Consider the following 1,927-nt stretch of genomic DNA (forward strand, 5'->3'; position numbering starts at 1 on the left):
CTGCTATTTGTTCTAATGAATCATTAGAGTAGTAGCTCTAGCTCATTTCTGCCCCATTATTTGGTAGACCTTTACTCATTCACATCCTGTTCATGGGCCTTTGCCCTATTAAAAGTTATCCATTCTTCTCATGCTGTTGGCTGTTAATCCCCGAGATGTAATACGGGACGAAAGTCTCTTATCTAACCCTAAACGCATCGCAATCACATGTAACGAATATAATTAATAATTACTTTTAACGGTGATTGCTATCAAATTATGTACAACAAGTTATATGAATGCATTGGGAATAAACACTACGCCCCCATTTATTAATTGAAGAAAGCACTTTACTTTGAAGTAGCTAAGTCACTGGTAATAAAATGGCAATTAAAATACTATTAACTTTAGATCTAAATAACGTAACTGATGAGCAGAGAGAAAAAGTTTACGAAAGCCTTAAAGGTGATCAATGGACTAAGATGTCTTTGACCACAACATGGAAATGTACTTTTAACGAGACTGTAAGCGAAGAGTCAGCAAGAAAAACTGCGAAAAATGATGTATTAAGGGCTATTGATAAAGCGAAAATTAAAAGTTATGAAGCTGCTTTACAAGCTGGTGTCAATGGGGTTGAAAAATTCTAGATTTATATATTCTATTAGGCTCCATGTGGAGCCTAATATTACATAATGTTTGCTAAAGCTCTTGCATATTTCAATAATTTACTACATACCTTTATTTCTAGTTCAGATTTAATTTCTAGTAATGCAATGCCAGTTAAAATCTCTTGAGGCTGAAGTTAATCTCATCAATCTCTTGCATTCAGGTGGTATTTCTTTTCCCTTATCCCAATCTGTGATTGTTCTCAAACTTTTAAAACAAAGTTTGGCTGTTTCCTCTTTGCTTAAGCCACATTCAAATTCACGAAAAATGTAATTTTTAGTCATTTCGTGATACTTCATGATTAACTCTCTCTAAAGAGAAAGAGTTTAAAAATGGACTAGAGTTTATGCTGAGAGTTGCATTTAACTTAAGCCAACAAAGTGCGCACTGTACGACGGCGTATTAACTGGCGAATTTGCCTTATAAAAAGTTATTCATGAATTGCTAATATTAGGTTTCCTGAAACTCATTTTTAATTTTAACACATGGCATTTTCTAGCTCGAAAATGAGCCAGATAGGGATTGAACTCAGGTTCAAACACAGCTACGCACGAATACGTTGTTTAAGTGTTTCTAAGCTATTGAATAGTGGATAACTAATCAGTGATAACGTGCCTTGAATAGGAAGCAATGTGTGTTTGCACGGTTTGCACCTGAAAAATCGGATTTATACTATATTATATGCCTATTTTTCAGTTGGTTAAGCAATGAGTTTGGAGTACACTGAAGTCGTACCTTCACGATATTAAAATGTTATATTTAAAGTGTAAGTAGAGGATTTAGGGCTCGACGACAAATCGGCGGAGCAGGATCACTGGGTAATAGCCAATCAACCAAGCCAAGCGCGAAGAAGAGAGGTGAAGACTATGAGAAGTAAAATTCAAAAAACGGTGAAAAATAGAGCAACGCAAATTAGAGGTTTCTGTACGTTGGAGACCGCCCTGATAACAGTAGGATGGATAGCTTTTGCTATCGGCATTTACGCAAATATCGACCCACAATGGAAGTTAATCTTATTGGCTATTTCCAGGGTCCTGCCCTAAGTCCTTTGAAATTAAACATAACTAATAAGGATTGAGCGTTGCGCAGCCAACGTTAAATCCCGAATGTTGAACAAGCCAGAAGCCACTTTATTAAGTAAATTATCCGATGATGATCGAGGGGCATTGCGCCTTGAACTGGTCTATTCACGCATGGCACCAAGTTAGTGACTTTCCATACCTGTAGGGCTCTTCTCCGCTTAGATGAGTCTATAAATTAACAATAAAATCAATAAAGCATT

General features: G+C 36.3%; 1 protein-coding gene and 1 pseudogene. One reads left to right on the forward strand and one right to left on the reverse strand.

What is annotated here, in order from left to right:
* The first annotated feature begins 362 nt into the window (after positions 1–362).
* A complete protein-coding gene (locus tag AB6C75_RS23370; RefSeq protein WP_017104309.1) occupies positions 363–626 on the forward strand; it encodes a hypothetical protein in 264 nt (87 codons plus the stop codon).
* 38 nt (positions 627–664) lie between these two features.
* On the opposite strand, the pseudogene AB6C75_RS23375 reads toward AB6C75_RS23370, so the two are convergent.
* Positions 665–944 (reverse strand): annotated as a pseudogene (locus AB6C75_RS23375) (regulator).
* Positions 945–1,927: the final 983 nt, after the last annotated feature.

This window comes from Vibrio sp. 10N.237.312.B06 (assembly GCF_041464685.1).
In the GTDB taxonomy this organism is placed as follows: domain Bacteria; phylum Pseudomonadota; class Gammaproteobacteria; order Enterobacterales; family Vibrionaceae; genus Vibrio; species Vibrio tasmaniensis_A.

Excerpts from the sequence above, each read along its gene's own strand:
- AB6C75_RS23370 (WP_017104309.1), top strand. The coding sequence starts at position 363 with ATGGCAATTAAAATACTATTAACTTTAGATCTAAATAACGTAACTGAT.